Annotated in this window: 23 protein-coding genes; 7 read left to right on the forward strand and 16 right to left on the reverse strand. The window is 60.9% G+C overall.

Going from position 1 to position 26,721, the window contains the following annotated elements:
* Positions 1-4 precede the first annotated feature (4 nt).
* Positions 5-1,387, forward strand: a complete 1,383-nt coding sequence (locus tag PspS35_RS20160; protein ID WP_159936500.1) for a class II fumarate hydratase — start codon at positions 5-7, stop codon at positions 1,385-1,387.
* Between the two features lie 2 nt (positions 1,388-1,389).
* Here PspS35_RS20160 and PspS35_RS20165 read toward each other — a convergent pair whose 3' ends face one another.
* The 12 genes from PspS35_RS20165 to pap all read right to left on the reverse strand — a co-directional run bounded on the left by PspS35_RS20165 (position 1,390) and on the right by pap (position 14,604).
* A complete protein-coding gene (locus tag PspS35_RS20165; RefSeq protein WP_159936501.1) occupies positions 1,390-2,346 on the reverse strand; it encodes a DMT family transporter in 957 nt (318 codons plus the stop codon).
* Between the two features lie 71 nt (positions 2,347-2,417).
* Positions 2,418-3,371, reverse strand: a complete 954-nt coding sequence (locus PspS35_RS20170) for a fimbrial protein (RefSeq protein ID WP_159936502.1) — start codon at positions 3,369-3,371, stop codon at positions 2,418-2,420.
* Positions 3,372-3,498: 127 nt separating this feature from the next.
* Positions 3,499-4,047 carry a fimbrial protein gene (locus PspS35_RS20175; protein WP_159936503.1) on the reverse strand — a complete coding sequence of 183 codons (549 nt, stop codon included), beginning with the start codon at positions 4,045-4,047 and terminating at the stop codon, positions 3,499-3,501.
* Positions 4,048-4,058: 11 nt separating this feature from the next.
* Positions 4,059-4,538 (reverse strand): fimbrial protein, encoded by a 480-nt coding sequence (locus tag PspS35_RS20180; RefSeq protein WP_159936504.1) that lies wholly within the window; start codon positions 4,536-4,538, stop codon positions 4,059-4,061.
* 13 nt (positions 4,539-4,551) lie between these two features.
* A complete protein-coding gene (locus PspS35_RS20185; RefSeq protein WP_159936505.1) occupies positions 4,552-5,046 on the reverse strand; it encodes a fimbrial protein in 495 nt (164 codons plus the stop codon).
* A gap of 10 nt (positions 5,047-5,056) precedes the next feature.
* Positions 5,057-5,638: a fimbrial protein gene (locus tag PspS35_RS20190; RefSeq protein ID WP_159936506.1), complete on the reverse strand. Its 582-nt coding sequence runs from the start codon at positions 5,636-5,638 to the stop codon at positions 5,057-5,059.
* A 21-nt stretch (positions 5,639-5,659) separates the two neighbouring features.
* Positions 5,660-6,421 carry a fimbria/pilus periplasmic chaperone gene (locus PspS35_RS20195; protein WP_159936507.1) on the reverse strand — a complete coding sequence of 254 codons (762 nt, stop codon included), beginning with the start codon at positions 6,419-6,421 and terminating at the stop codon, positions 5,660-5,662.
* A complete protein-coding gene (locus tag PspS35_RS20200) occupies positions 6,418-9,021 on the reverse strand; it encodes an outer membrane usher protein (protein ID WP_159936508.1) in 2,604 nt (867 codons plus the stop codon). Before PspS35_RS20200 ends, PspS35_RS20195 begins: the two co-directional genes overlap by 4 nt.
* A 20-nt stretch (positions 9,022-9,041) precedes the next feature.
* A complete protein-coding gene (locus PspS35_RS20205; protein WP_159936509.1) occupies positions 9,042-9,602 on the reverse strand; it encodes a fimbrial protein in 561 nt (186 codons plus the stop codon).
* Positions 9,603-9,655: 53 nt separating this feature from the next.
* Complete coding sequence (locus PspS35_RS20210; RefSeq protein WP_159936510.1) at positions 9,656-10,177, reverse strand: fimbrial protein; 522 nt, start codon at positions 10,175-10,177, stop codon at positions 9,656-9,658.
* A gap of 505 nt (positions 10,178-10,682) precedes the next feature.
* Complete coding sequence (locus PspS35_RS20215; RefSeq protein WP_159936511.1) at positions 10,683-11,867, reverse strand: thiolase family protein; 1,185 nt, start codon at positions 11,865-11,867, stop codon at positions 10,683-10,685.
* 1,222 nt (positions 11,868-13,089) lie between these two features.
* Positions 13,090-14,604, reverse strand: a complete 1,515-nt coding sequence (gene pap, locus PspS35_RS20220) for a polyphosphate:AMP phosphotransferase (RefSeq protein ID WP_159936512.1) — start codon at positions 14,602-14,604, stop codon at positions 13,090-13,092.
* A 141-nt stretch (positions 14,605-14,745) separates the two neighbouring features.
* Between pap and mnmC the strand changes: the two genes are divergently transcribed.
* The 5 genes from mnmC (at position 14,746) to PspS35_RS20245 (ending at position 22,380) form a co-directional block, all read left to right on the forward strand.
* Positions 14,746-16,743 carry a bifunctional tRNA (5-methylaminomethyl-2-thiouridine)(34)-methyltransferase MnmD/FAD-dependent 5-carboxymethylaminomethyl-2-thiouridine(34) oxidoreductase MnmC gene (gene mnmC, locus PspS35_RS20225; RefSeq protein WP_159936513.1) on the forward strand — a complete coding sequence of 666 codons (1,998 nt, stop codon included), beginning with the start codon at positions 14,746-14,748 and terminating at the stop codon, positions 16,741-16,743.
* Positions 16,744-17,285: 542 nt separating this feature from the next.
* Positions 17,286-19,058 (forward strand): N-acetylglutaminylglutamine amidotransferase, encoded by a 1,773-nt coding sequence (locus tag PspS35_RS20230; protein ID WP_159936514.1) that lies wholly within the window; start codon positions 17,286-17,288, stop codon positions 19,056-19,058.
* A 3-nt stretch (positions 19,059-19,061) separates the two neighbouring features.
* On the forward strand, positions 19,062-20,831 hold the full coding sequence (ngg, locus tag PspS35_RS20235; protein ID WP_159936515.1) for an N-acetylglutaminylglutamine synthetase: 1,770 nt from the start codon (positions 19,062-19,064) through the stop codon (positions 20,829-20,831).
* Positions 20,832-20,908: 77 nt separating this feature from the next.
* Positions 20,909-22,093 (forward strand): osmoprotectant NAGGN system M42 family peptidase, encoded by a 1,185-nt coding sequence (locus PspS35_RS20240; RefSeq protein WP_159936516.1) that lies wholly within the window; start codon positions 20,909-20,911, stop codon positions 22,091-22,093.
* A 59-nt stretch (positions 22,094-22,152) separates the two neighbouring features.
* A complete protein-coding gene (locus PspS35_RS20245) occupies positions 22,153-22,380 on the forward strand; it encodes a YheU family protein (RefSeq protein WP_003192759.1) in 228 nt (75 codons plus the stop codon).
* 7 nt (positions 22,381-22,387) lie between these two features.
* On the opposite strand, the gene csrA is transcribed toward PspS35_RS20245, so the two are convergent.
* Together csrA and PspS35_RS20255 are read right to left on the reverse strand one after the other, a co-directional pair.
* Entirely contained in the window at positions 22,388-22,585 is a 198-nt protein-coding gene (gene csrA, locus PspS35_RS20250) for a carbon storage regulator CsrA (protein ID WP_159936517.1), read from the reverse strand.
* Between the two features lie 128 nt (positions 22,586-22,713).
* Positions 22,714-23,529, reverse strand: coding sequence for an SDR family oxidoreductase (locus PspS35_RS20255; RefSeq protein ID WP_159936518.1), 816 nt, complete (start codon positions 23,527-23,529; stop codon positions 22,714-22,716).
* A 329-nt stretch (positions 23,530-23,858) separates the two neighbouring features.
* Between PspS35_RS20255 and PspS35_RS20260 the strand changes: the two genes are divergently transcribed.
* Complete coding sequence (locus PspS35_RS20260) at positions 23,859-24,011, forward strand: DUF3309 family protein (protein ID WP_015885095.1); 153 nt, start codon at positions 23,859-23,861, stop codon at positions 24,009-24,011.
* Between the two features lie 52 nt (positions 24,012-24,063).
* Here the strand turns inward: PspS35_RS20260 and PspS35_RS20265 are convergent, their stop codons facing one another.
* Positions 24,064-26,151 carry an LTA synthase family protein gene (locus PspS35_RS20265; RefSeq protein WP_159936519.1) on the reverse strand — a complete coding sequence of 696 codons (2,088 nt, stop codon included), beginning with the start codon at positions 26,149-26,151 and terminating at the stop codon, positions 24,064-24,066.
* 342 nt (positions 26,152-26,493) lie between these two features.
* Positions 26,494-26,685 carry a PLDc N-terminal domain-containing protein gene (locus tag PspS35_RS20270; protein ID WP_003172956.1) on the reverse strand — a complete coding sequence of 64 codons (192 nt, stop codon included), beginning with the start codon at positions 26,683-26,685 and terminating at the stop codon, positions 26,494-26,496.
* Positions 26,686-26,721 lie beyond the last annotated feature (36 nt).

Genomic DNA, 26,721 nt, shown 5'->3' on the forward strand with positions numbered 1-26,721 from the left:
CCCGATGAGCCGTATCGAAACCGACAGCCTGGGAGAAGTTGCCGTCCCGGATGACGCTTACTGGGGCGCCCAGACCCAACGTTCGCTGGTGAACTTCGCCATCGGCGAGCAACGCATGCCCCTGGCGGTGCTGCACGCCCTGGCCCTGATCAAGAAGGCCGCTGCGCGGGTCAACGACCGCAATGGCGACCTGCCCGCCGATATCGCCCGCCTGATCGAACAGGCCGCCGATGAAATACTCGACGGCCAGCATGACGATCAGTTTCCCCTGGTGGTCTGGCAGACCGGCAGCGGCACCCAAAGCAATATGAACGCCAACGAAGTAATCGCCGGCCGCGCCAACGAATTGGCGGGCAATCAACGGGGCGGCAAAAGCCCAGTGCACCCGAACGATCATGTGAACCGCTCCCAGAGTTCCAATGATTGCTTCCCAACGGCCATGAGCATCGCGGCAGTGCAGGCCGTCCATCAACGCTTGTTACCGGCGATCGCTACGCTTTCCGGTGGTTTGGCCGAGCTGGCTGCGCGGCATATGAAGCTGGTGAAAACCGGTCGCACCCATATGATGGATGCCACCCCGATCACGTTCGGCCAGGAGCTCTCGGCGTTTATCGCCCAGCTCGACTACGCCGAACGCGCCATTCGCAGTGCCCTGCCCCCGGCATGTGAACTGGCCCAGGGCGGCACAGCCGTCGGTACCGGGCTCAATGCGCCCCATGGTTTTGGCGAGGCAATTGCTGCCGAGTTGGCGGCACTGTCAGGGCTGCCGTTCGTCACCGCGCCGAACAAATTCGCTGCGCTCTCCGGCCACGAACCCCTGGTGACGTTGCACGGCGCGCTGAAAACCCTGGCCGTGGCCCTGATGAAAATCGCCAACGACCTGCGCCTGCTGGGATCAGGCCCACGCGCCGGGTTGGCCGAGGTGAAGCTGCCGGCCAACGAGCCGGGCAGTTCGATCATGCCGGGCAAGGTCAACCCGACCCAATGCGAAGCGCTGTCGATGCTGGCGTGCCAGGTGTTGGGCAACGATGTAACCATCGGCATTGCCGCGAGCCAAGGGCACTTGCAGTTGAACGTGTACAAACCGGTGATCATCCACAACCTGCTGGAGTCGATCCGCCTGCTGGCCGACGGCTGCAACAACTTCCAGGAGCATTGCATCGCCGGCCTTGAGCCCGACCCTGTGCAAATGGCCGAGCACCTGGAACGTGGCCTGATGCTGGTGACGGCGCTCAACCCGCATATCGGGTATGACAAATCGGCAGAAATCGCCAAGAAGGCCTATGCCGAAGGGCTGACACTACGGGCAGCGGCGCTGGAGCTGGGCTACCTCACTGACGAGGAGTTCGATCAGTGGGTACGCCCGGAAAACATGCTCGGCAGCTGACTTCAAGACGCCAGGCGCAGCCGCCGGGCCTTGAGCCCGGCGAGCAACGACGGCGCCAGGGCGACGGTCGCCGACCCCAGCACCACCACCAGCGCCCCGGCATAGCCCAAGGCGTTGATCTCTTCGGCCTGCACGTAGTCCGGCCACAGCCACGCCGCCAACGCCACCGCCACAAAGGTCACCAACGGCGTGAGCGCCAGCGTCGCACTCACCCGCGAGGCTTCCCAATGGGCCAGGGCTTCGGCAAACGCGCCGTAGGCCACCAGGGTGTTCATACAGCACGCCAGCAGCAGCCAGCCTTGCAACGGGCTCAGTTGCAGCGCCTCCAGCGGATGGGCCCAAGGCGTGAGCAACAAGGCGCAGGTCAGGTAGATCACCATCATGACTTGCAGCGAATTCCACACCGTCAGCAGTTGCTTCTGGCCCAAGGCATAGAACACCCAGATCGACGTGGCGAGCAGGATCGTCAGCACGCCGGCGGTGTAGGTGCCAAGGGAGGTCAGCAGTTCTTCCAGGCGCTGGTTGAAGAACAGCCCGAAGCCCGCGATCAGGACGAACAACCCCAATACCTGCCCACGGCTGAAACGCTCCTTGAACACAAACACACTGGCGATCATCAAAAAGATCGGGCCCATCTGCACCACCAACTGCGCGGTGCCGGGGCTGAGGAGTTTCAGGCCAACCAGATACAACACGTAGTTGCCCACCAGGCCGCACACGGCCATCGCCACCAGCCAACCGCCCCTGGGACCGAGCACCTTGCGGCTGGGCAGGCGCTGGGTGGCGGCAAGGTAGACGAACAGGCAACCGCCGGCCACGGTGAGGCGAAACCAGGTGACGGTGATCGGGTCCATCACCTGCAGCACTTGCTTGAGTTTGATCGGCAGAATACCCCAGAGGAACGCGGTCAGCAGGGTCAGGAGAAAACCGTAGACCCAGCGGCCGGAAGAGATGTGCATGAGTGCCCCAAAAAGCCGGAGGTAGAGGAGCCCTCATTCTAGGGGTATGCAGTGCGCTTTGGGTACTCCCATTACGGCACCCCCATCACCAGCACTCCGCTGCCGCTGATCGCCCCAGGGGTCGGTAAGGAGCCGTTTCGGCGGACCAGGGAAAATGTGACATCGTCCCCGCCCACACTGTTGGTGATACGGGTCAGGAACGAACCGTTCACTTGAACCGCAGAGCCTGCACGGATAAGAGCAGTGCCCACGTCGGGGTTGGTCATCCTCAGCAGACGCGAGTCAAAACCCGTTGAAGTCCCCCTGTAGGTGATCGTGATAGGCGTGGTGATACCGGGGTCCGGGCATGTGTAGGCCAGCCTGAGGTTGGTGCGGATAGTCGAGGTGAGCGGATCGCTGCCCATTGCCCGCTGGTGTACGTTGCCGAAGTCGATGTTGATCGGGTTATTGTTGTTGATGGTGCAGGTCGATGGGGACAATTCGAAATTATTGGCGGCGGTGTAGGTGACGGTGAGTTGTGGCCGCGTGGCGTCATAGTTGTTCGAACTGGTGAGGCGTAAAAGGCCGAGGCTGTCGCCTATTCGAACGTTGATCGGATTAGACGGGTTATTGCGGACCAAAATGTAGGGGGTGATGTTGATCGGGTAACCGATCCCGTTGTTGGGCATCGTGGCGACTCGAATACCCGCCGGAACCGGAACGTTTTGGAACGCCCCGTTGATTCGCAAACCGGCCCGTTCACTGGCGAATTTGGGACCCGGCGTCCAGGGTGCACCTGAGTTGTTGCCGGTTTCCCAGAAGTCTGCCCCCCAAGCGGGACCCGCGCCTGCGGTGAATCGGCATTCGAGCCGTGCGCCTTCCATCAGAATCCTCGTGCGGTCACCGTCGAGTCGCACACTCACGGGTACGGTCAGGTGAGTCACACGCGCCCATTCACCGCCATTGACGCGACAATCAACGGCCCAGGCCGTCGTGGTAGTACCCGTCAGGACGAGCAGCACAATAGCTCCATACAGTCGTTTCATTTTGATCTCTCGCTACCCTTCCGCCCAGGCACAGCCATACGAACACTCGGCCCGCGTTTCAGCGCTGCCCGGCAGAGATTTGAGGTTTGTCTGAGGCTGCTTCCAGCCGATGAGTGACGGCTGACCGCTACGGGTAATCCAACGTAAACGTCGAGGTCACCGTGTACGCGCCATGCCCTATGGTTTGATCGCGGATGGCATTCGGCTCACCCTGCACATAGGCCTTGAGCTCAATCACGTTGTTGCCATTGCTCAGCACCTGTTCGTCGCTGACGGCATTCAAGGGCAACGGCTTGTCACTCAGCGTCTCGATACCCACTCCAATACCCGAGGCACCACTGCCACCGTCCAGCGCGAGCAAGCCGGGAAGCGCAGTGTTTTCCCTGCCGCCGAACAGGATGGTGACCGTATTGCCGACCGTGGTATTGCAGTCGTCCAGGTGCAACCTGAACCCTTTGCCCCGTGAACGGGTGTTGAGGTAGAGGTGCTTGCTGGTCAGGTCCCAGAGTTCCAGCGTGATGGCCTCATCGCCGGGCCGGATCGTGCAAGCCTGCTCAACCAGGTTGCCCTTGAAACTCAGGTTGTCCGCAGCATGCCCTGTGGGCATCAGGCCGAAGGTGAGCAGAAACACCAGCCCGACACAGGACCAACACTTATGAACACTGTCATGTCGCATGGATTCAACTCCTACTGGTATTCGGCCAACAGCGTGGCCACCGCCGAAAACCTGGCGGGCGCCAGGATTGCACCTGGCCGTTTCACGGGGACCACCTCCAATGTCGGGGGTGATGACAGGGTGATGTCCAGTGGCGTATTGAGCGCAAACGGCACGTTGTTCTGAAAAATCCGAACGCCTAGCTCCGGCACACTGGTTTGCAGCGCAGCGCCATCAAACGTTGTGGCGGTGCCGTTGACGCTCAGCTTCAGCACCCAGGGCAGTGTGTCGGTCCCACAACTGATGGTGTAACCCACGCCCCTACGGTATTTCACGCCATCGACGCGCTTTACCCCGACATCGCCGAAATCGACTTCAATCGTGTTCCCCGCATCAATCGTGCAGGGAGGCGGCTCATTGAGTGTTCCACTAAAGGTCAAATTGGCTGACGCACCACTGCAAAGCCCAAGGGAACACACGGCGAGCAACGCTCGCTGCTGCCAATCGTTCATTGATCGTTCCTCATCATTGGTATTCGACCACAAGGGTCGCGGCGGCATCGAACGCCCCACCTGTCAGGGTGCTCCCCGCGCGTTTGACAGGCACCGCCTGCACCACCGGAAAGTTGGGGTGCGTAAAATTCACGACGGTATTGAGCGGCCAGTCGGCACCGTTCACAAACAGCTTTACCCCAAGGTCTTGCTTGCGGGTCAAGAGCACACGGCTGTCGAACGAAGCGCCCGGCCCCTTGAGTTCCAGCGTCATCGCGTTGCTGAACGGGGCATCGCAGGTGACGGTGTAAGGTACATTCCGGCGATAGTTGACCCCGTCAACCCGTGACGTCAGCAGGTCATTGCCAAACGGCACATCCAACGTACTGCCACCGTTGATGACACACGGCGGCGGCGCGATGATGACCGCGCGCACGGTCAAGCTGGTCTCGGCCTGCACACCTTGGCTGACGGCGCACAGCACGCAACTGCCGATGAAAATGGCCCGCGAGCCGATTGATTTAGCCATCGCTTTGCCCTTACTCATAATTGAGCCTGAATTCCACCACGGCCCTGAATACGCCACTGGTTAACGGTGCGGAGGTGCGCGTGGGCCGAACATTCCAGGTCTGGGTGTTGCGGCCAACGGGCAAAAACAGCGGTTCGCCCCTTGAACCCAGTTGCACATCACGGCCCAGGGCATCGGTCAGGTGCAGGCCCATCCCAGTAACACCTTGCACTTTGACCAACCGCGGATCCTCGGCATCGGCAGGCGCGCTGAAGGCCACTGACAGCACGGGTTGGTAGGCACTCCAGGTCAGGTTCCCCGTCCGGTCACTGCGCACCCGGCCTGCGGTACGCTGGCAGTCGGTAAAGCGCAGTTGGAATGCCTTGGCGGTCGCCTGGTCACCCGGCCGTTGCAACTGGCTGGAAGACACCGCGTCGAGGTCGACCGTCTGATGCAGCGATGCCATCTCCAGGCTGCAAGGCGACTCATGCATGGCCCCGAGTACATTGAGCAGCCCACTCGCGCCTTCGACATCCTCTTCATCCTCGGCGTGTGCCCCTGCCGCCAGAACCCAGAGCAGGCAGCCCAGGACTTTCATACGTTGCGACGTCATAACGTTCTCCCGCAGCAGGCATTACTTATCAGACGATGAGGCCTGCACGTTCACGTTGCATGTAGTGCCATTGCAGGTGAAGGCCAGCAGAGGACGACCGCCGTAATCATTCACGTAGGTCAGATAGGGAGAAGTGCCCAATGCACTGGCCGTTGGCCCCAGCGTCAGCGCACCTTTGGGCGGTACCATCAGGGGCGCGAAGCCCGGCACGGTTTTGCCATCCTTGCTGCTGCGCGCATCGACCAGGGTCACGTAGTACGGCGTAGGGTTATTGACCCGGTATTGATCGCCTTCCCGGGTGAGGGTCAGTCGCTCCTGCCAAGGGTTGGAAAAGTCCTGCTGGCTCGGCGCGATCGCTTGTGGTCGGTAGAACAACTTGACGCGGGTCTGCAACGCAATTTGCAGCGTGTTGGATTTATCGCTGCGGGGCGGGATCTCCCTCAGGTTGAAGTAGTAGACCGTCTCTCGGTCCTGCGGTAACGACTTGGCCGCCGGCAACGCCTGGACTTTCACCTGGCTTTGTTTCCCAGGCTCCAATCGTTGAACCGGCGGGAGCACGATCAAAGGCGAGGTGATTTTTTCACCCGCTTCATCCTCAATCCAGCCCTGGGCCAAATATGGCAACTGCGTGTTGTTGTTGGTGATGTTCACGCTGGTAGCGTCTTTGCCACCGTCGAAAATCACGCGGGTACGATCCAGGCCAATCGCGGCGTTGGCGCTCTGGCTCAAGCCCAGGGCCAGCAGCACCAAGGCGCTGGGGGTGAGGTGTGTGTTAAGCATCATGAGGCTGTGTTCTCCGTATCATTGGGCTGGCCGGTCAGCACGGCCGGCTCGGGCGAGGATGGGGCAGCAGCGACGCTCTGGCAGCGCAGTTGCAAGGCATCGGTCAAGCCATCAGCAGGCAACATGACGGGGAGCGTGAGGATGCATCGCTCATCACCGCCCCAACTGACGATCATTTGCTCGCCGGCCCGAATACCGCTCAGGTAGACATTGCCGCCGTCATTCACAATCCCGGTGTCCTGTTGCTTCAGGTTTTTCACCGTCGCGCCGAAGGGCGGCGAGCTGCCATCCGGCAGGCGCAGAACGGCCATTGCCTTTTCCCCGGCAATTACATCCAGCGTGCGATAACCAATCGCCCCTTCGGTGAGCGTCAGCTGCGTGACGGATTGAGTCGCCTCGACATTGCTCGGCAGGCGCTCCAGATCCACGCTGGCCGCCGTACGCTGATAGCTGCTGATATCGGAGATGACTGCCTTGCCGAAAACGTTACTGTGGGTCGGTGCGCCGTAACCGCGCACGGGGACATCGGGCACGCCACCGGTATCGATCATCAGGCGAGTGCCACCGGTACTCGTGGTACGGTGCAACGCAGCGCCGTAGGGCGTGAGCGTGCCACCACCCCGCGCAGACACACCGAGGGTTCTGAAGCCGCCCTCTTGCGTACTGGCGCTCAGGTCGATGTCGGCCTGGTTGCCCATATGGCTCAGGTAACCACTGGCAGACGTGTCGCTTACACCAAGCTGGTAACTGTTGCGCTCATCGATGCGATCGCTGTAGCGCGCGGCTACGTTGTTTTTGCCGGCGGCCCGATTGGCATCCATCGACAGCGTGCCGGTGCGCCCCAATGGCAGGCTGACCGTGAGGGCCATCCCGTTGTCTCGATAGTCGTATTCCTGCGTACGAAACATATTCAAGGAAAGGCTCATATTTTTAACCGAGCCCACATTGAAGTAGCGCGACAGCGACAGGTTCCAACGCTGAGTGTCCGGCCGATCCCAATAGGTCTGCTTGTGGTAGCTGGCGTAGACGGTGGCGTTCAGATCACGAAGCTGCTTGTTGACCGTCACGGTATAAAGCGCCTTGCTGCCGCCAATGGGCTTCCATCCCTCATCGGGATCGCGATAGTCCCCGCGCCCGCCGAGTTCGCCGTTCAACCCGTAATGCCGAGCATCGAGGTATTCACTCATGCTCAAGAAATTTTTCTCGGAAAACCGGTACCCGGCGAAGGTCACTTGGCTGTCGTACTTCTCAAAGTTCTTGGAGTATTGAAGGCGATAGGATTTACCCGAGAGTGTCTCGTTCCACACGTCGGCATGGGACTGCGTCACATCCAGCGAGAGGGCACCGAACGCCAGCAAGTCGCGACCGGCCCCAACGGACAAGGCCCGATAGTTGTTGTCGGTCATGGCGCCGCCAAACAACGACCAGCCATTGCTGACCCCCCAGGAAAACTCTCCCGAACCAAAAAGATCGCCATCAGAGCCGTACTGAAGATTGGACGGTCGCCCGGCCGCCAACTTGTAACGCACTTGCCCGGGGCGCGTCAGGTAGGGCACACCTGCCGTATCGATCTGGAAGCTATGTACCGAACCGTCCTGCTCCTCGACCCGTACGTCCAGTTTGCCCGTCACCGCATCCTGCAAGTCTTGAATGCGAAAAGGGCCAGCCGCGACCAAGGTTTCGTAGAGCACACGCCCTTGTTGGCTGATGATGACTTTTGCATTGGTTTTAGCCAAACCGACCACTTCCGGTGCGTAACCCCGCAAGTTGGGTGGCAACTGGCTTTCATCCGAGTTCAGCGCGGCACCGGTAAAGCGAAAGCTGTCAAACAGGTCCGAATACAGGTAGTTCTCACCCACCAGCAGGCGCGCCTTCAGCGCAGGGATGGCGCGATACGCGTAGTAGCGGCTCCACTCCAGTTTTTGAGGCCCGGCCGCCTCTTGCCGACCGCTCTCGACACGCCCCTGCCAATCGGCCCGCAAGCGCCAGGCGCCAGCGTTGGCTCCGACGGTGCCGTTGCCACTGAGATTATTGCGGTTGCCATCAGCCCTCTGATAGTTGGACTGCGCTGTCAGGCTGTAGTCAATCAACAACCCCGGCACACCCTCATCCCATCGGGACGGCGGATCCCAGTTTATGGCGTTGTACTCAAGATAAGCCTGCGGCAGGTTGATGCTCAGCGCGGAACTGGCCAGATCACCACTGACCTCCATGCCGGGCATACTTTGAATATCCAGGCACTCGCCGCCCTTCCACCAGGTAAGTGTGCTGGCTTCGGACTCTTTCAAGCCCAATTTTTCCACCAGCGTGTGCGATAAACAGGCTTGACTGCCTTTGGGATCGTTATCGGGGGGATAGAACACCACCGACTGTTCTGCAACAGGCTGGCCATTGATGTGCACCAGCATCGAATAAGTGCCGGGTAAAATAAAACCGCTGCGCGCAAATTGAGACAAGTCAATATTGGTGCGATCAATAAGATCAAGAACGTCGGTATTGAACTCGATGTCTGCGGCCCCCAGTGCCGTTCCCGCCAGTGACATCAACCCGCCAAACAGACCAGGGCGCAGCGTATTTTTGATCTTCGCTGTAATCAACATGAAAACCTGTCCATCACTAGTCAAAAGTATTCCAACTTGAACCGCACTGCGGCGCTGTGGGCCCCTACCACCAGCGGCAGTCCATTACCGACCAGATAGAATCTGTAGTTGAGTGTCATATCGCCCTCCGCCAACTGCGTCGGCGCCATGCGCTGCCCTGGAATACTCTCCTCGCCGGCAGCGTCCACAATGTGCAGGGCAACGCCCTGCGAGGCGCCAAAGACAGCAAAGGAGAGCCCGGACCTGTCAGTAGGGCCGTCAAACGTCACTCGCATATGCTCCCAATCAGGCAAGGTTCCCCCTGGGCGCAACGGGTCCGGACGCGTCAATGAGCAATTGACCAGACGCAGTTGGAAGGGATGGTCTTCCCCCCGCGCGTTGCGTAACAGCCGGCCAACCGGCTCCGGCGGCATCTCGATGGTTTGATCGACACTGCCCAGCTCCAGCCCGCAGGCCGAGTCAATGACTTCTCCCCCCAACAGGACGACCCCTTCGCCCTGCGAAGACGCCTGGGCGAAAACGCAAGGGTTGATAAAGGTCGTTAATGAGGAAGCGAGAGCGAAACGAATGAATGTTTTCACCTGGATCTCCCGTCAGCGTTCCCCCCGCCACACTGGGTGACGGGGGGGGAAACTTACTGATAAGCCAAGGTGAAATTGGTGACGGCGCTGAAATCGCCTGGAATGATTGGGTCCGTCGCGGCACCTTGCACATAGGCACCGAATTCCAGCGTGTTATCACCGCTGGCGATGATCTGCGGGGCGGTAGGGACACCCAGCTCAACCAGGCCGCCGCCGTGGGTCATCATGATGCCTACGCCGCCTGCGCCACCGACCGTACCGATCGCGCCAGGAACAACGCTGGAGGGGGCACCGGTGAACGTCGTGGTGACCGTGTTATCGGTGAGGTCGGACAGATCGCAGCCTTCGAGTTCGATCAACACACGCCGGGCCTCAGACTTGCCACCCGCTTGCAGCTGATGCTTTGCAATTGCCCCCAGGCGTACGGTCTGATCGACAGAGTCCGGCTTGATGGAGCAAGCACCCGAGTGGACTGACCCCAAAAACGTGACCGTCCCATCCGCAGCCTGGGCAACGGACACCGAACCGGCCAACAGGCCGACAGCCAACAACGCAGTTTTAATTTTGGTTTTCATTCACAAGTTCCCACTTAACAAATGCCATTAAGAAGCCCGGCAACCAATAAGCGCAGGGCTGATTAAACAAGCGGTATTACCCGCGCAATCAAGTCGTTTGTTCATGAACTGCATTTACAATTTTTTGTATTGCAATTCATGGCCTCGCTCAACGCCGGGCAAGTTTCCACTTCACACTTGAATAAGTAAGCCGTCCATTTCCCTCAATAACGTCATCCAAGCAGAACATGACACGTAGGAAAGGATGAAAACGAGTAATAAATATTAAAAACGGCCGACAGAAATAGCCTACATACAAACTAACAAGAAAAATTCAGAAAAAAAATATCCCTGTAAGACAGGGATTACATACACTAAAAAAACCAGATATTACTGGAGCACGCTAATTGATTATTCAACAAAGTGGCTCTTTGTTATTACTCAACAGCAGAAGCGCGGAGAGGGAGCACGCTCCCCCTCTGCATTGATCGGGCACAAGTGACCCGCACGACGAACCCTCGATCGGCTAGCGCACGGCCTCAAACAACCCGGTAGCGCCCATGCCGCCGCCCACGCACATGGTAACGATGCCGTAGCGCAGGTTGCGCCGTTGCAACTCACGCACCAGATGCCCCACTTGCCGTGAGCCGGTCATGCCGAATGGGTGGCCGATGGAGATCGAGCCACCATTGATGTTGTATTTGTCATTGTCGATTTCCAGCCGATTTCGCGCATACAGGCACTGCGAGGCAAACGCTTCGTTGAGCTCCCACAGGTCGATATCCGCCACCTGCAAGCCTTTGGCCTTGAGCAATTTGGGCACCGAGAACACCGGGCCGATGCCCATTTCGTCCGGTTCGCAGCCTGCCACGGTAAAGCCGCGGAAAAACGCCTTGGGCTTGAGCCCCAGTTCGAGGGCTTTGTCCAGGCTCATCACCAGGGTCATCGAGGCGCCGTCGGACAACTGCGAGGAGTTACCCGCCGTCACCGAACCGTCCTCTGCAAACACCGGTTTCAAGCCTTGCAAGCTGGCCAGGGTAGTGTCGGGGCGGTTGCAGTCGTCGCGGTCGACCACGCCGTCAAGGACCTGCACCGCGCCGGTGTTTTTGTCCTCGACCTTGTACTTGACCGCCATGGGTACGATTTCATCGTTGAACAAGCCGTCCGCCTGGGCTTGGGCGGTGCGTTGCTGGCTTTGCAGGGCATACAAATCCTGTTCTTCGCGGCTGACGTGGTAGCGGCGCGCGACGATTTCGGCGGTCTGGCCCATGGGGAAATAAATGCCTGGCACCTGCTCTTTCAACAACGGGTTGATCAGGTTATCGGTGTTGACGCTTTTCATGGTCAGGCTAATGGACTCGACCCCACCCGCGACGATGATGTCGCTGCAACCCGACGCGATCTGGTTCGCAGCGATGGCAATCGCCTGCAAGCCCGACGAGCAAAAGCGGTTGAGGGTCATGCCCGCCGTACCGGTGCCCAACTGCGACAGCACTGCCACGTTGCGCCCGATGTTGTAGCCCTGGGCGCCTTCGTTGGAGCCGGCACCGACGATGCAATCTTCCACCGTGGCCGGGTCGATGCCATTGCGGGTTAGCAGCGCGTTGACGCAATGGGCGGCCATGTCATCCGGGCGGGTCTGGTTGAACTTGCCGCGAAAGGACTTGGCCAGGCCGGTTCGCACGCTGTCGACGATCACTACTTCACGCATGGGCTACCTCGATCTTGTGGTTATGGGGCGATGGATCGAGGATAGAGGCAGGCCCACGCAGCCGCGATGATCATTCATCCGGCATATACAAAATCATGGCCAGCTGAGGTAAGCCTGTGTGTTGTGGTGAACCGGCTCTTTGTGCTGAACCTGATCCCTGTGGTGAGCAGGCTTGTCCTGCGCTGGGGCGCGAAGCGGGCCCAATTCAGGCGCTGCGTTTTTTCAGGTAGAACTCATTGGCAGGTGTTGGGGTGAACCTGATCCAGGTGGTGAGCAGGCTTGCCCTGCGCTGGGGCGCGAAGCGGCCCCAATTCAGGCGCTGCGTTTTTTCAGGTAGAACTCATTGGCAGGTGTTGGGGCCGCTTCGCAGCCCGGCGCAGGGCAAGCCTGCTCACTACAAAAAGCTTGCTTGCCGGTGTGTTGGGGTGAACCTGATCCCTGTGGTGAGCAGGCTTGCCCTGCGCTGGGGCGCGAAGCGGCCCCAATTCAGGCGCCGCGTTTTTTTCAGGTAGAACTCATTGGCAGGTTTTAGGGCCGCTTCGCAGCCCGGCGCAGGGCAAGCCTGCTCACTACAAAAAGCCTGCGTGCCGGTGTGTTGGGGTGAACCTGATCCCTGTGGTGAGCAGGCTTGCCCTGCGCTGGGGCGCGAAGCGGCCCCAATTCAGGCGCCGCGTTTTTTCAGGTAGAACTCATTGGCAGGTTTTAGGGCCGCTTCGCAGCCCGGCGCAGGGCAAGCCTGCTCACTACAAAAAGCCTGCGTGCCGGGGTGTTGGGGTGAACCTGATCCCTGTGGTGAGCAGGCTTGCCTTGCGCTGGGGCGCGAAGCGGGCCCAATTCAGGCGCTGCGTTTTTTCAGGTAGAACTCATTGGCAGGGGTTGGGGCCGCTTCGCAGCCCGGCGCAGGGCAAGCCTGCTCACTACAAAAAGCCTGCTTGCCGGTGTGTTGGGGTGAACCTGATCCCTGTGGTGAGCAGGCTTGTCCTGCGCTGGGGCGCGAAGCGGACCCAATTCAGGCGCCGCGTTTTTTTCAGGTAGAACTCATTGGCAGGTGTTGGGGTGAACCTGATCCCTGTGGTGAGCAGGCTTGTCCTGCGCTGGGGCGCGAAGCGGCCCCAATTCAGGCGCTGCGTTTTTTCAGGTAGAACTCATTGGCAGGGGTTGGGGCCGCTTCGCAGCCCGGCGCAGGGCTAGCCTGCTCACTACAAATTCACGGCTGACTACGTTATTTCTTTTTCTTCTTGTCGTGCTTGTCGGACTGGGCGAACGCGTCTTCGAGCGCCCGGTTGATCGTGCGCAACACCTTGACCCGCGCCCAGCGCTTGTCGTTGGCTTCTACCAGGGTCCAGGGCGAGATTTCGGTGCTGGTGCGGTCAACCATATCGCCCACGGCCGCGCGGTAGTCGTCCCATTTGTCGCGGTTACGCCAATCATCTTCGGTGATCTTGAAGCGTTTGAACGGGATCTCTTCACGCGCCTGGAAGCGTTCCAGCTGGGTGTCCTTGTCGATGGCCAGCCAGAACTTGACCACGATCACACCCGCATCACGCAGTTGTTCTTCAAAGTCATTGATCTCGCCATACGCGCGCATCCAGTCCGCCGGGGTGCAGAAGCCTTCGATACGCTCCACCAACACGCGGCCGTACCAGGAGCGGTCGAACACGGTGAACATGCCCCGCGCCGGGATCTTCTGCCAAAACCGCCACAGGTAAGGCTGGGCGCGCTCGTCTTCACTCGGCGCGGCAATCGGCACGATGTGGTACTGGCGCGGGTCGAGCGCCGCCGCGACCCGGCGGATCGCACCGCCCTTGCCCGCCGCATCGTTGCCTTCAAACACCGTGACCAGCGCGTGCTTGCGCATGCGTTTGTCGCGCATCAGGCCCGAGAAGCGCGCCTGCTCAGTGATCAGTTGTTCTTCATAGTCGTCCTTGTCCAAACGCAGGGACAGATCGAGGCTGTCCAGCAAGTTCTTCTGGTCGACCGAAGGGATCAAAGGCGCCGGGTTCATGCCGCTGGCCTTGCCCTTGGCCTGCTTCAGCGCGTTTTGCAGGCTTTCCAGGAGGATCTTGCCCACGGTGAGGCTGCGATAATTAGCATCCACCCCCTCGATCACATGCCACGGCGCATAGTCGCGACTGGTGCGCCGCAAAATGCGCTCGCCGAAGTGCACAAACTTGTCGTAGGTCTCGGACTGCTGCCAGTCCAGCGGGCTGATGCGCCAGCTGTGCAGCGGGTCGTCGGCCAAAGCCTTGAGCCGCGCCTTCATCTGTTTCTTGGACAGGTGGAACCAGAACTTGAAGATCAGCGCGCCTTCATCGCAGAGCATTTTTTCCAGGCGCTCGGCACCGGCTATGGCCTGGTCCAGTCGCGCATCCTTGATCCGCCCATGTACCCGGCTTTGCAACATCTGGCTGTACCAGTTGCCGAAAAAGATGCCCATGCGGCCTTTGGCCGGCAATTGCCGCCAGTAGCGCCAGGCCGGTGGCCGGGCCAGTTCTTCGTCGGTCTGCTGGTCGAAGGTGCGCACTTCGATCAGGCGCGGGTCCATCCATTCATTCAGCAACTTGACCGTTTCGCCCTTGCCGGCGCCCTCGATGCCATTTATCAGGATGATCACCGGGAAGCGCTTCTGCTGTTGCAACTCGTATTGCACTTCCAGCAAGGCTTCGCGCAGGGCCGGCACTTCGGCGTCATAGGTGTCTTTGTCGATGGCGTGACCGATTTCGGCGGATTCGAACATGGGCAGCTCCGTTTCAAGATGGCTCAAGACTAGCGGATTGGGCAGCAGCACGCGGGAGGAAATTCCACCCGCCCTTGCCGTGGGTCAATTCATTGCCTGTTGATCGGCTAGAATGGCCGCCTTGTCTTTTCCGAGCCGCCCATGAACCCCGTATCCCACGCCCAGCTCGACTGGGATGAACAAGGTCGCCCGCACTCGCGGGTCTTCGACGATGTGTACTTCTCCGACCAGTCGGGCCTGGAAGAAACCCGCTATGTGTTCCTCGAACAGAACCGCTTGCAGGCGCGTTTTGCCGCCCTGCCAGTGGGCGGGCGGCTGGTGATTGGCGAGACAGGCTTCGGCACCGGCTTGAACTTCCTGTGCGCCTGGCAGTTGTTCGAGCAACACGCGGTGGCCGGTGCACGCCTGCATTTTGTCAGCGTGGAAAAATACCCCCTGAGCCACGCCGACCTGCAACGGGCCCTGGCCCTGTGGCCGGAACTCAAGCCGCTGGCCGATCAGTTGCTGGCCCAATATGTGGCGATTCATCAAGGCTTCCAGCGGCTGGTGCTGGACAACGGCCGCGTGACCCTGACACTGCTGATCGGCGACGCCCTGGAGCAACTGCCACAGTTGGATGCACAGATCGACGCGTGGTTTCTCGACGGTTTCGCCCCGGCGAAAAACCCCGAGATGTGGACCGCCGAACTGTTCGCTGAACTGGCGCGCCTCGCAGCACCCGGCTCGACCATCAGCACGTTCACCAGCACGGGCTGGGTGCGACGCCTGATCAACGCTGCGGGTTTCAAGATGAAGCGCACCCCTGGCATCGGCCATAAGTGGGAAATCCTGCGCGGCGAGTTCCTCGGCTGGCCGACCGACACGCCCCCCCCGCCCACCCTCAGGCCTTGGTTCGCCCGCCCGCCGGTATTCACCGGCCAGCGCCGGGCCCTAGTGATCGGCGGCGGGCTGGCCGGTTGCGCCAGTGCCGCCAGCCTCGCGGCACGCGGTTGGCACGTCAGCCTGCTGGAGCGCCGCAGTGCCTTGGCCAAGGAAGCGTCGGGCAACCCACAGGGCGTGCTGTACCTCAAGCTGTCAGCCCACGGCACCGCGCTGTCGCAACTGATCGTCAGCGGCTTCGGGCATACCCGGCGCCTGCTCGAACACCTGCATCGCGGCATCGATTGGGACGGCTGCGGGGTCTTGCAGTTGGCCTTCAACAGCAAGGAGGCCGAACGTCAGGCGCAATTGGCCACGGCCTTCGCGCCGCAACTGCTGCACGTTCTGGATCAGGACCAGGCACAGGCCGTGGCCGGGATCGGCCTGGAACACGGCGGGCTGTATTTTCCCGAAGGTGGCTGGGTACACCCACCGGCGCTCTGTGAATGGCAGGCACGGCACCCGCACATCAAGGTGCTGTTGCATCACGACGCTCTGGATATGCGCAAAGCCGACGGCCAGTGGCAAGCCTGGGACGGCGAACACCTGCTGGCCTGCGCCGAGGTGGTGGTCTTGGCGGCAGCTGCCGAGGTCAAGCGCTTTGCCGCCTGCGCCGCGTTGCCCCTCAAGCGCATCCGCGGGCAGATCACGCGCTTGCCGCAGACACCGGCCAGCCAGGCCCTGGCGACGGTGGTCTGCGCCGAAGGCTACGTGGCGCCGGCCCGCCTGGGCGAACACACGCTCGGTGCCAGCTTCGACTTCAAGAATGATGACCTCGCGCCGACGGCAGCCGAGCACGCCAGCAACCTGGCGCTGCTGCAGGAAATATCGCCGGACCTGGCCCAACGCCTGGACGCCGACCAACAGGCGCCCGAGCAGCTCGAAGGCCGCGCGGCCTTCCGCTGCACCAGCCCGGACTACCTGCCGATCGTCGGCCCTCTGGCGGACCACCTGGCGTTCGCCCAGGCTTACCAGGTACTGCGTAAGGATGCGCGGCAGGTTCCCGACGTGCCTTGCCCTTGGCTGGACGGTGTGTACGTCAACAGCGGGCATGGCTCTCGAGGGCTGATCACCGCACCGCTGTCGGGGGAGTTGCTGGCCGCCTGGCTAGACAATGAGCCTTTGCCCCTGCCAAGAAGCGTGGCCGAGGCCTGCCACCCGAACCGGTTCGCCTTGCGTGAGCTGATTCGCGGCGCCAACACCACACCCGTTACACGCTAGCCCACGACATCGGCTGCGCGCCTGACGTCAGGGCGCGGCCGAGCAAGAGCACGGAGAAAAGATTGCCGTGACGGTACATCGCCTAGCTGCCTGAGGCGAACTAACAAGCCCGCTGAGTGCGGGCTTTTTGATGCCTACCAGATGCAGCAGGCTGATTTGCAGGCGCGAGCTTCGCTCAGCCCCAGGCGCATCAAATAAGGTCTCGCGGGAAGTTTTATTGAACGATCGAGCTTTGCAGGCACTCGAAAAAGCCAGACTACCTACGGCGGCGCGCTCTGATTATGTTTTCGCGCCGGACGGTTCGGGTGACAGATCAGAGCTATACATCCGATCCGAAACTGGGGCTAAGCGTTATGGGTTGTCAGCCCTGCGCAACGTGGACACAGCGTTCGGGTATTGCTTTCAACCTATGCCAAGTGGATCAGCTTTTCGAGTGATTTCGCGGAGCTTGAAACGCTGGATTTATCGAAAACCGGTACAGAATCGGTACCTGAATCTCGGTAGATGCGCCTAGGCCCAGCAAATACAAGGCCCTATGGAATATGTGCGGATTAGCTGGCGAGTTACGTTTCGATGCCCAACCTGCCGACCTGGCTGCGATTGAGCGCATCACCCATCATTTGGCCCCTCGTGGCCCGGACGCCTGGGGCTTCCACGCCCAAGGTCCGATTGCCCTGGGCCATCGGCGCCTGAAAATCATGGACCTGTCGGACGGCTCAGCCCAACCGATGGTCGACGCCCAACTCGGGCTGTCTCTGGCGTTCAACGGCGCCATCTACAACTTCCCCGAACTGCGCCGGGAGCTCGAAGCCCTGGGCTACGCCTTCTATTCGGGCGGCGACACCGAAGTGCTGCTCAAGGGCTATCACGCCTGGGGCGAAGCGCTGCTGCCCAAGCTCAATGGCATGTTTGCCTTTGCCATCTGGGAGCGTGATGCCAAGCGCCTGTTCATCGCGCGGGACCGCCTGGGCGTCAAGCCGCTGTACCTGTCGCGCACCGGCCAACGCCTGCGTTTTGCCTCGGCCTTGCCAGCGCTGCTCAAGGGTGGCGATATCAACCCGATCCTTGATCCGGTGGCGCTCAATCACTACCTGAACTTCCATGCCGTGGTGCCTGCGCCGCGCACGTTGCTGGCGGGTATCGAAAAACTGCCGCCAGCCAGCTGGATGCGCATTGATGCCGACGGCAAGACCGAACAGAAAACCTGGTGGACCCTGCCCTACGGCCCGCGCGAGGATGAAAAAAACCTGACGCTGCAAGACTGGACCGACCGCGTGCTCGACAGTACCCGCGAAGCCGTGGCGATTCGCCAACGGGCGGCAGTGGATGTCGGTGTGCTGCTCTCCGGCGGCGTTGATTCGAGCATGCTCGTCGGCCTGCTGCGGGAAGTCGGTGTGCAGGATCTGTCCACGTTCTCCATCGGTTTTGAAGACGCCGGCGGCGAGGCTGGCAACGAGTTTCAATACTCCGACCTGATCGCCAAGCACTACGGCACCCAACACCACCAATTGCGCATCGCCGAGCGTGAAATCATCGAGCAACTGCCGGCCGCGTTCCGCGCCATGAGCGAGCCGATGGTCAGCCACGACTGCATTGCCTTCTACCTGCTGTCGCGGGAAGTGGCCAAGCATTGCAAAGTGGTGCAAAGCGGCCAGGGTGCCGACGAGTTGTTCGCTGGTTACCACTGGTACCCGCAAGTCGACGGCGCCAGCGACCCATATGCGGCGTACCGCGAGGCGTTTTTCGACCGCAGCTACGACGACTACGCCGCCACCGTCGCGCCCAAATGGCTGACCGCCAATGACGCCGCCGGTGACTTCGTGCGCGAACATTTTGCGATGCCCGGTGCCGACGCCGCCGTGGACAAGGCCCTGCGCCTGGACAGCACGGTGATGCTGGTGGACGACCCGGTCAAGCGCGTGGACAACATGACCATGGCCTGGGGCCTGGAAGCCCGTACGCCGTTCCTGGACTACCGCCTGGTGGAACTGTCGGCACGCGTGCCGGGCCAGTTCAAGTTGCCCGACGGTGGCAAACAGGTGTTGAAAGAGGCTGCGCGCCGCGTGATCCCGAGTGAAGTCATTGACCGCAAGAAAGGTTACTTCCCCGTGCCTGGCCTCAAGCATTTGCAAGGCGACACCCTCAACTGGGTGCGCGAGTTGCTGCTGGACCCAAGCCAGGATCGCGGCCTGTTCAACCCGGCCATGCTCGACCGCCTGCTGACGGACCCCCAAGGCCAATTGACCCCGTTGCGCGGCTCCAAGCTGTGGCAATTGGCGGCGCTGAACCTGTGGCTCAGCGAACAAGGAATCTGATTGATGAAACCCCACGCAGCGGCTTACAGCCAACGCCTGATCAAGGGCCAGGCGCCGACCTACGAGCGCCTGCAAGCCCGGCTCGCCGAAGATGGCAGCCCCCTGGCCGCCGAGCCGATTGCCGTGCATTGCGGCTGGGGCCGCCTGTTGATCGGGCATACCTTTCCCGACCCCGCGAGCCTGGCTCAGGAACTGCTCCATGAGCAGCCGGGCGAACGCGATATTGCGCTGTACGTGGCCGCGCCCCAGCAGATCCTGGGGATTGACCCGCAGCAGTTGTTCCTCGACCCCTCCGACACCTTGCGCCTGTGGTTCACCGACTACCGCCCGGCGACCCGAGTGTTTCGCGGGTTTCGTATTCGCCGGGTGCAAACCGAGGCCGACTGGCAGGCGGTGAACCAGTTGTATCAAGGCCGCGGTATGTTGCCGGTCGATCCCGAACGCCTCACCCCGCGCCATCAAGGTGGCCCGGTGTATTGGCTGGCAGAGGATGAAGACAGCGGCGCGCTGATCGGCAGTGTCATGGGCCTTAACCACCACAAAGCCTTTCACGACCCGGAAAACGGCTGCAGCCTGTGGTGCCTGGCGGTCGACCCGCAATGCACGCGCCCCGGCGTTGGCGAAGTGCTGGTGCGCCACTTGGTCGAGCACTTCATGAGCCGTGGCTTGAGTTACCTCGACCTGTCGGTGCTGCACAATAACCGCCAGGCCAAGAGCCTCTACGCCAAGCTGGGTTTCCGTGCCCTGACCACGTTTGCGATCAAGCGCAAGAACGGTATCAACCAGCCGCTGTTCCTCGGCCCCGGTCCACAGGCGGGTTTCAATCCCTATGCGCGGATCATTGTCGAAGAAGCGCACCGGCGCGGCATCGATGTGCAGGTCGATGACGCCGATGCAGGCCTCTTCACCTTGAGCCACGGCGGGCGCCGCGTACGCTGCCGGGAGTCGTTGAGCGACCTGACCAGCGCCATCAGCATGACCCTGTGCCAGGACAAGAGCCTGACCCACAAAGTGCTCAAGGCCGCCGGTTTGCACCTGCCGTCGCAGCAATTAGCCGGCAGCGCCGATGACAACCTGGAGTTCCTCGACGAGCACCAGCGCATCGTGGTCAAGCCGCTCGACGGTGAACAGGGCCAGGGCGTGGCGGTGGATCTGCAGAGCATCGAAGAAGTACAGCAGGCCATTGAAGCGGCGCGGCAGTTCGACAGCCGCGTGCTGCTGGAAAGCTTCCATGAAGGCCTGGACCTGCGCATCCTGGTGATCGGTTTCGAGGTGGTCGCTGCCGCGATTCGCCGCCCTGCCGAAGTGACCGGTGACGGCCAACATTCCATCCTCGCGCTGATCGAGGCGCAGAGCCGACGTCGCCAGGCGGCCACCGACGGCGAAAGCAAAATCCCCCTGGACGCTGAAACCGAGCGCACCCTGGCCGCCGCTGGCTACGACTACAACAGCATCCTGCCCCGCGGTAACACCCTGGCCGTGCGCCGCACCGCCAACCTGCACACCGGGGGTTGCCTCGAAGACGTCACCGCAACCCTGCACCCCACCCTCAAGGACGCCGCCGTGCGCGCCGCCCGTGCCCTGGACATCCCGATGGTGGGGCTGGACCTGATGGTGCCCGCCGCTGATCAGCCCGAGTACGTGTTTATCGAAGCCAACGAACGGGCCGGCCTGGCCAACCATGAGCCGCAGCCGACCGCGCAGAAGTTTGTGGACCTGCTATTCCCACACAGTGAAAAGCCTCAAGTTACAAGCTACAAGCCTCAAGAGTAGAGCAATACCGGCAAGCCTCAGATACCGCGTTTAACTTGAAGCTTGCAGCTCAAAGCTTGCTACTAAAGGAAACCTTTATGACCCGAACCATCCCCGAACCGGATCTCAACTACCTGCAAAAAGTGCTGCTGGAAATGCTCGCCATTCCCAGCCCCACCGGGTTTACCGACACCATCGTGCGCTATGTCGCCGAGCGCCTGGAAGAGCTGGGCATCCCCTTTGAAATGACCCGCCGCGGCACCATCCGCGCCACCCTCAAGGGCCAGAAAAACAGCCCCGACCGCGCGGTCTCCGCACACTTGGACACCATCGGCGCCGCCGTGCGTGCGATCAAAGACAACGGTCGCCTGACCTTGGCGCCGGTGGGGTGCTGGTCGAGCCGCTTTGCCGAAGGCAGCCGTGTCAGCCTGTTCACCGACAACGGTGTAATTCGCGGCAGTGTGCTGCCGTTGATGGCCTCCGGGCACGCATTCAATACCGCCGTGGATGAAATGCCGGTGAGCTGGGACCATGTCGAACTGCGCCTGGACGCCTACTGCGCGACGCGTGCCGATTGCGATTCCCTGGGGATCAGCGTCGGCGACTACGTGGCCTTTGACCCCTTGCCTGAGTTCACCGAGAGCGGGCATATCAGCGCGCGCCACCTTGACGACAAAGCCGGCGTGGCGGCCTTGCTCGCTGCGCTCAAGGCCATCGTCGACAGTGGCGAGCCGTTGCTGATCGACTGCCACCCGCTGTTCACCATCACCGAGGAAACCGGCAGTGGCGCGGCGGCGGCCCTGCCGTGGGACGTGAGTGAGTTCGTGGGCATCGACATCGCCCCGGTCGCCCCCGGCCAGCATTCCAGCGAGCACGCGGTAAGCGTAGCCATGCAGGACTCCGGCGGGCCGTATGACTATCACCTGTCCCGCCATCTGCTGCGCCTGGCCGCAGACAACGATCTGCCGGTGCGCCGCGATCTGTTTCGCTATTACTTCAGCGATGCGCACTCGGCGGTGACGGCCGGCCACGATATCCGCACGGCGTTGCTGGCGTTCGGTTGCGATGCGACCCACGGCTACGAACGCACCCACATCGACAGCCTCGCCGCCCTCAGCCGCCTGCTGGGCGCGTATATCCTCAGCCCGCCGGTGTTCGCCAGCGATGCGCAACCGGCCCAGGGCTCACTGGATCGGTTCAGTCATCAGCTGGAACATGAGACGCAGATGGAGAGCGACACGCGGGTGCCGTCGGTGGACAGCCTGGTCGGTCAGAAGTCCTGATACTGGTCACAAGGGTCCCGGCACAGTAGCATCGCCGGGACTTAACCCCTGAGGCTTGTATGCTGATTCCCTACGATGCACTTGAAGTCGACACCCTCACGCGCCTGATCGAAGACTTCGTCACCCGCGACGGCACCGACAATGGCGACGACACGCCCCTGGAAACCCGCGTGCTGCGCGTGCGCCAGGCGCTGACCAAAGGCCAGGCGCTGATCGTGTTTGATCCAGAAAGCGAACAGTGCCAGTTGATGCTCAAGCACGATGTGCCCAAGCATCTGTTCGACTGAGGGTGTTCTAGGGGTTGATGGCGGATTGGGCTTGCGAGGCTTGGCGCTCGAGGATTTTCTGGTACACCTCGGCGCGGTGCACATTGACCCCCGGTGGCGCGACAATGCCGAATTTCACTTGGTTACCATTGAGCTCAAGGATATGCACGGTGATGTCATCACCGATGGAGATGATTTCGCCTACAGCGCGGCTTAAGACCAGCATGGCGGTTGTCCTTTTGGAGTGACAGGACCTCGACCATGCGCGCTGAGAGTTGATGCATCAATGGCTTGCAGCCAAATCAGGCAACACCTACACCGATAGGTAATTTGCCTGACAGACCAGCCCCCCGCCTAGCCTTTAACAGCCTGTGCCTTGGCGCGCATCTTGTCCGCCATCGTGGTCATTTCGTCGTAGAGCAACTGCGGGTTTTTCTGCTTCAACGCCCAGGCCATGCGACCCTGCTCGTGGGGCAGGATCATGAACTCCCCTTCAGCGACCCGTTGATAGATGTAATCGGCAATGTCCGCCGCCGAAATCGGCGAGCTCTCCAGCAACTTGCCTACCTGGGCCTTCATCGCCGGCGTCGGGCCTCGGAACGAGTCCAGCAGGTTGGTCTGGAAGAACGACGGGCACACCACGTGCACACCGACTTCCTGCTGCTTGAGCTCCACCAGCAGGCTTTCCGACAGCGCCACCACACCCGCCTTGGCCACGTTGTAGTTGCTCATGGCTGGCCCTTGCATCAGTGCCGCCATAGAGGCGATGTTGATGATGCGGCCCTTGCTCTTTTCCAGCAGTGGCAGGAACGCCTTGCAGCCCTTGACCACACCCATCAGGTTGATCGCGATCTGCCAGTCCCAATCCTCCAGGGACAGTTCGGCAAAGAAGCCGCCCGAGGCCACGCCGGCATTGTTGACGATCACATCAATGCCCCCCAGCTTCACTTCGCAGGCCTGGGCAAACGCCGTCAGCTGGCTGTAGTCGCGCACGTCGCAGCGCTGGACAAAGCCATCGCCACCGGCCTCGCGTACCCGCTTGAGGGTTTCCTGCAAGCCCGGCTCACTGACATCCGACAAGGCCAACTGCCAACCCTCACGGGCCCAGCGCAGAGCGATTTCACGACCCAGGCCGGACCCGGCGCCAGTGATCATCATGCGATTTTGCATAGGAAGTAGCCTTGTGGTTCACCGAAGAAGTGATCGGCAGTGTAGCGAAGGTTTTTGCCGCACCCACGCACCATCAGAGTGCTGAATGCCCCAGGCAAACCGTGGGCCCGGTCGGACGCCTGGCTATAACCTAAGTTCAATCTTTTTCAACTAAAGCAGGGTATTTGCGAGCGCATCAAAAGAAATAAGCCTGCTCGCAAAATGCTTTAAAAAAACACGGAATTTTCCGCCAAGCGCAGCAGTCGGAGTTGTTAAGGGGCCCGTCATTAAACCTGCGGCCCTAACGTTAAATCATCAGTCCTTGCATAAGGCCTATAAGGAAATAAACCATGAGCCTCATTCTAATTATCATCTTGATCCTGCTGCTGGTCGGTGGTCTGCCAGTGTTCCCGCACTCGCGTAACTGGGGCTATGGCCCGTCGGGCATCCTGGGTGTTGTGCTGGTCGTGCTGCTGGTGTTGTTGTTGCTCGGCCGGATATAAAAACCGCATAAAAAAAGAGGCCTGAAAAGGCCTCTTTTTTATTGCCGGTTAGTTAGTCCGGTTTGCCGTCAACCACGCCAGCGGTGTTATCCAACAGGCTCTTGGTGGCGGTTTGCAGGAACGACTCAAGTTTCTGCTTGAGCGCGGCCTCGTCCGGCGATTCAGGAATCACTTTACCGGTCGGGTTGGCGCCCAGTTCGTATTCCCACAACTTCGGCGGCATCTCCTTGGGCAGAACGAGGATGCGGTCTGCGGTGACCAAGGCCACGGTCTGGTCGCTGCCCGAGGGTTTGATCACGCCGAAGCCCTTGTCGCCTTCCGGCAGGTTCAGCAGGTCACGGCCCCAGCACTGGTGCAGGGTGTCGCCACCGAGGCGGCCCATGATGGTCGGCACGATGTCGATCTGGGTGCCCACGGTGTGGTCACGCTCGCCGAACTTCTCCTGCATGCCCGGCGCGATCATCAGCATCGGCACGTTGAAGCGGCCCAGGTCCATCTCGGTGATCTGCTGTTCGTTGCCAAAGCCGTGGTCGCCCACGATCACGAACAGGGTTTCCTTGAAGTACGGCTCCTTGCGGGCCTTTTCAAAGAACTGGCCCAAGGCCCAGTCGGAGTAACGCATGGCCGTCAAATGTTCGTTGAGGCTGCCACGGTCGGTGACTTTGTCTACCGGCAATGGGGTCGGCAACGCATATGGCGTGTGGTTGGACAGGGTTTGCAGCAGGGCATAGAACGGCTTGCCGCCTTCGCGCGCCTTCAACTCTTGCAGGCCTCGGTTGAACATGTCCTGGTCGGACACGCCCCACGTCGGGTCGGAGAACACCGGGTCGACGAAGTCATTACGGCCAATGAAGTTGGTCATGCCCTGGTTGCTGAAGAAGCCCGACTGGTTGTCCCAGGCGAAGTCGCCGTTGTAGACATACACGTCGTCAAACTGACGCGCACTGAGCAACTGCGGCAGGCCCGATAGTTTGTGGCTGCCTTCCGGCGTCTGCATCAGGTATTCGAAACCCGGCAGGTTCGGGAAGCAGGCCATGGTGGCGAACATACCCTGGTGGGTATGGGTACCGTTGGAGAAGAAGCGGTCGAACAGCAGGCCTTCCTTGGACAGTTTGTCGAAGTACGGCGTGATGTTGCCCGGACGGCCCAAGGCGCCCACCGAGTGACCGGCGAAGCTTTCCATCAGGATGACCACGACGTTCTTGATCGGCAGGGTCTTCTCGGCCGGCGGCATGTAGTCGCGGCGCACCGCAGCGGTGTCGGTATCCACCAGTTTCTCTTGGGGCAGTACCAGCATGTCACGCACGGTCTGGGTCGCCAGCGGCTGATCCAGGGTGGCCTTCCAGATATTGGCGCGGTCTTCACCGAACCGGGCCTTGGCTGCCGCGATCAGCGACAAGGTGCCGTTGAGGCCCAACTGGTTGGCGAAGTTCGAGTCCGTGGTGTAAACGTCACCCCAACGCAGCGGTGGGCCCTGGCGCAGGGTGCCACGAGCGGCCACCACCGCGATCAGCAGGCAGACCACGAACACCGCGATGCGGTTGTACCACGGCGCCACTTGGCGCGTGCCAATGCTGCCCCCGCTGAACGGGCCGCGTGGGCGCGTGGCGCGGTCGGCGCCTTTGAAGGCGATACTCAGGATCAGCGTGCCCACGGCCCAGGCCAGCAGGTAGCGCACCACCGGGAAGCCGTACCAGAGCATGCTCATCACGGTTTTCGGGTCTTCCTTCACATACTGGAAGACCAGCCCGTTGAGGCGCTGGTGGAACTCGCGGTAGAAGTCCATTTCCATCAAGCCCAGGAACAGGGCGATGCTGGACGCAATCGTCAGCCAGAAACGGAAGAACCCACGCGCAGCCATGGCCCGTACGCTGAACAGTGCCAGCAGCAGCGGGATCAGCAGGTACACCACCAGGCGCAGATCCAGGCGCAAACCGTTGGCGAACGCTTCGAGGAAGGTCGAAGCCGGCGTATCGAGGATCATCTCGCGGTTGTACACCAGCAGCGCCAGGCGCAGCAGGGAGAGCATCACCATCATGACCAGTGCACAGAGCAGCGTGTATGCCAGATGGGATTTGACGGTCGGTTGCAGCAGGCGATTAGAAGCTCGCTGCTGACTCAGGGCGTCCGGGTTTGCCATGTCGTTTCAGGACCCATTGGAAGTTTAAGTAACGAAATATCGCAGTGGCGCGAATGGTGCCCGATCAATCACAGCAAGGCTATTAATTACTGAACGTGCACCGCTGCACCGCCTTTAATGGCAGGCACATAAAGCCGCAGAATTGTCTTGGATGGGTTGTGAAAATTGTGTGCAGCGAATATTTCGATACACAAATCTCACAGACAGCTTAAACCTAATGTGGGAGGGGGCTTGCTCCCGATAGCGATGCGTCAGTGCCACATGAGTGGTTGATACACCGTGATCGGGAGCAAGCCCCCTCCCACACGTCTTACTGTGCCCACTCCAGATGGAGTGAGGCGATCAGATCCGCACGTTACCGCGTGGCCCCGCAATCGCCCAGATGATCAGGCCCAGCACTGGCAGCAGCAGGATCAACAGGATCCACAACACCTTGGCGCCTGTGCTCGCGCCGCTTTTGAACACGTTGATGATCGCCCAGATATCCAGCGCGAGGATGATCAAACCGATCAAGCCATTAAATGTGGAACCCATGGTGTCGCTCCTAAGTGAGGGCATGCACTTGTAGGA

Source organism: Pseudomonas sp. S35, assembly GCF_009866765.1.
GTDB lineage: Bacteria > Pseudomonadota > Gammaproteobacteria > Pseudomonadales > Pseudomonadaceae > Aquipseudomonas.